This is a genomic window from Corallococcus sp. 4LFB (assembly GCF_046520365.1).
Classification (GTDB): Bacteria; Myxococcota; Myxococcia; order Myxococcales; family Myxococcaceae; genus Corallococcus; species Corallococcus caeni.
Genome location: NZ_JBKGHJ010000688.1, coordinates 1 through 3,452, shown reverse-complemented (window position 1 = coordinate 3,452; position 3,452 = coordinate 1). Strand labels below are relative to the sequence as shown.

Sequence of the window (3,452 nt, the reverse complement as noted above, 5' to 3'; positions counted from 1 at the left end):
CGCCCCGGCGCCGAAGCCGCGCGCGTGCCGCTCCGCCACCTCGCGGCCCAGCTCCGGCAGGCCCACGCCCTCCACGCGCGACGACGTGCCGGTGAAGTGCTTCTCGATGAGGCCGCGCTGGAGCCCCACCGCCTCGAAGAGCTGTGAGCCGCGGTACGACTGGAGCGTGGAGATGCCCATCTTGGACATCACCTTGAGCAGGCCCTCCTCCAGGCCGTGGAGGTACTGGGCCTGCGCCTTGTCCGCGTCCGCCTTCAATTCGCCCGCGTCCGCCAGCGCGCGCAAGCTGTCCAGCGCCAGGTACGGGTTCACCGCGGACACGCCGTAGGCGAACAGGCACGCGAAGTGGTGCACCTCGCGCGCCTCCGCCGTCTCCAGGACGATGCCCGTGTACATGCGCGTGCCGTCGCGCACCAGCCGCTGGTGCACCGCGGACACGGCCAGGAGCGCGGGGATGGCCGCGTGCGCGGAGTCCACGCCCCGGTCGCTCAGCACCAGGATGCTCGCGCCCGCGTCCACGGCGTCCACCGCCGCCGTGCACAGCCGCTCCACCGCGACCTCCAGCGCCGTCGCCGCGCCGCCCGCGTGCGGGTACAGCAGGCTCAAGGAGCGCGGCTCGAAGAGGCCGGTGTCGCCGCGCAGGTTCGCCAGCCGCGCCAGCTGCCCGTTGGTGAGGATGGGGCCGGGCAGGGACAGCCGGTGGCACTGCTCCGGCGTCTCCTCGAAGGTGTTGCCCTCCGGGCCCAGCGCGGTGGCCAGCGTCATCACCAGCGCCTCGCGCAGCGGGTCGATGGGCGGGTTGGTGACCTGCGCGAAGAGCTGGTGGAAGTAGTTGAAGAGGGTGGGGGCCTGGTCGCTCAGCACCGCCAGCGGCGTGTCCGTGCCCATGGAGCCCGTGGGCTCCTTGCCCGTCTCCGCCATGGGGACCAGCGTGGTGCGCACGTCCTCGTCCGTGTAGCCGAACGCGCGCTGCAGCCGCCACAGCGCCTCGCCCTTCAGGCGCGCCGGGGCGGGGACGGCGGGCAGGTCCTCGAAGGTGAAGACGTTGCGCTGGAGCCAGCGGCGGTAGGGCCAGCGTGACGTGATTTCACGCTTCACCTCCTCGTCCTCCAGGATGCGCCCCTCCGTCGTGTCCACCAGCAGCATGCGGCCCGGCGTCAGCCGGCCCTTGCGGCGCACCTGCGACGGGGGCACGTCGATGACGCCCGTCTCCGACGCCAGGATGATGCGGTCGTCCTCCGTCACCAGGTAGCGCGCGGGGCGCAGGCCGTTGCGGTCCAGCGTCGCGCCAATGAGCTGCCCATCCGTGAACGCGATGGCGGCGGGCCCGTCCCACGGCTCCAGCAGGGACGCGGAGTACTCGTAGAAGGCGCGGCGCTCGTCGCCCATCTCCTTGTTCCCCTCCCACGCCTCCGGAATCATCATCATCATCGCGTGGGGCAGGGTGCGGCCGCCCAGGTAGAGCAGCTCCACCATGTTGTCGAACTGCGCGGAGTCGCTCTTGCCCGGGACGATGATGGGCCACAGCGGCTCCAGGCTGCCGCCCAGCTTCGCCGTCTGGAGCAGCCCGCGCCGCGCCGTCATCCAGTTGCGGTTGCCACGCAGTGTATTGATTTCACCGTTGTGCGCGATGAAGCGGAACGGCTGCGCCAGCTCCCACGTGGGGAAGGTGTTGGTGGAGAAGCGCGAGTGCACCAGCGCCAGCGCGCTGACGAACTCCGGGTGCCGCAGGTCCGCGTAGAAGCGCGGCAGCTGCCGGGGCAGCAAGAGCCCCTTGTAGATGAGCGTCTCCGACGAACAGCTGGCCACGTGGAAGCGCCCCCGCGGGTCCACGCCGCGCGCCAGCACGCGGTTCTCCACCAGCTTGCGGATGCGGTAGAGCTTGCGCTCGAAGGCGCTGGGCACCACGCGACGGCGCGCGATGAAGAGCTGCCGGATGACCGGCGCCGCCTGCCGCGCGAGCGGCCCCAGCTCCTCCGGCGCCACCGGCACGTCACGCCAGCCGAGCAGCCGCTGCCCCTCCTCCTCCACCACGTCCTCGAACAGCGCCTCGCACGCGCGGCGCGCCTCCGGCTCCGGCGGCAGGAACACCTGCGCGACACCGTACTGGCGGCGCGGCGGCAGCTCGAAGCCCAGCCGCGGCGCCTCATGGTTGAAGAAGCGGTGCGGCAACTGGACCAGGATGCCGGCGCCGTCCCCCGTCTCCGGGTCGCGCCCCGCGGCGGCGCGGTGGCTCAGCCGGTTGAGCAGCTCCAGCGCGTCCTCCACGATGCCCCGCGAACGCTGCCCCCGGATGTGGGCCACGAACCCCACACCGCAGGCGTCGTGCTCGGTCTCCGGCTCGTACAGCCCGTAGCGCGGAGGGAGGGTGAACGGCATCGTCGGGACCCCTTTCCCGCATGACGCGGGAAGCCAAGCTGTGGAGCTTGCAGGCTAACGCGGCGTGTCGCGGCCCGTAAAGACAGGGTGGGACGGGGGGTCGAGTCACCGCGTGGAGTGGTGGCGGGGGAACAGGCCCCACGTGAAACCTCACGCCCGGTGCGCCCCTTGCCGCGTGCAGCGATGGGAGGGCAACAGTCGTCTGCGATGAACGGACGACATTTGCCTCAGTTGGTTGTTTCCACCCGCCGCGCCGCTTCCCATCCTCCGGGGACCTTGGCACTGCTGCAGCGGTTGAAGACGGAGACGCGCCCGCACCACGAGCGCACGGAGGGCGTGGTGCGTCTGATGGACGCGCGGCTGACGCCCGCGGACTACCAGCGCCACCTGGAGGACTTCCACGGCCTCTACGCGCCCCTGGAGGCGCTGCTCGCCGGGCCCCTGTCGGCCCTGGAGCCGGCGCTGGAGCTGGAGCGCGCTGGAAGACGCCGCTGCTGGAGGCGGACCTGCGCGCCATGGGCACGACGCGGCCTCGCTCGCGCGGCTTCCGCGCGCGTCCCCGCTGCCGGCCCTGCCGGGGCTGGCGGAGGCGCTGGGCTGCGCGTACGTGCTGGAGGGCTCCACGTTGGGCGGCCAGCTCATCCTGCGCCACCTGACGCGCCACTTCGGTCCGGACGCGCGCGTGGGGCGCTTCGCCTTCTTCCGGGCCTATGGCGACCGGGTGGGCCCCATGTGGCGCGCCTTCGGTGACGCCGTCACCCGGGCGTCCGAACGGGCGGCCTCCGAGTCCTTCGACGCGGCCGTCGTGCAGGGCGCCCGCGACACCTTCGACACCTTCGCCGCCTGGCTGATGCGAGAGCACGATGTCCCCGTCCGTCTCTGATGCCGACCTCAGCGTCTGTGACCGTGAGCCCATCCACCTGCTGGGCGGCATCCAACCCCGGGGCGTGCTCGTCGCCTTCGGGAAGGACACGGACGCCATCCGCGTCGTGAGCGCCAACGCGGCCGCGCTGCTCGGCGCCGGGCCGGACGCGCTCCTGGGCAGGCCCCTCGCCAGCGTGCTGCCGCACGGG

At 72.4% G+C, this 3,452-nt stretch carries 3 protein-coding genes; 2 read left to right on the top strand and 1 reads right to left on the bottom strand.

What is annotated here, in order from left to right; all coding sequences use genetic code 11:
• A partial coding sequence (locus tag ACLEQD_RS39570; RefSeq protein WP_410391099.1) for a glutamate synthase central domain-containing protein occupies positions 1-2,379 on the bottom strand: 2,379 nt, incomplete at its 3' end.
• A 607-nt stretch (positions 2,380-2,986) separates the two neighbouring features.
• Here ACLEQD_RS39570 and ACLEQD_RS39565 point away from each other — a divergent pair.
• Both ACLEQD_RS39565 and ACLEQD_RS39560 read left to right on the top strand, forming a co-directional pair.
• Positions 2,987-3,262: a hypothetical protein gene (locus ACLEQD_RS39565; RefSeq protein ID WP_410391098.1), complete on the top strand. Its 276-nt coding sequence runs from the start codon at positions 2,987-2,989 to the stop codon at positions 3,260-3,262.
• On the top strand, positions 3,243-3,452 hold a 210-nt coding region (locus tag ACLEQD_RS39560), incomplete at its 3' end, for a hypothetical protein (protein WP_410391097.1). The genes ACLEQD_RS39565 and ACLEQD_RS39560, both read left to right, overlap by 20 nt.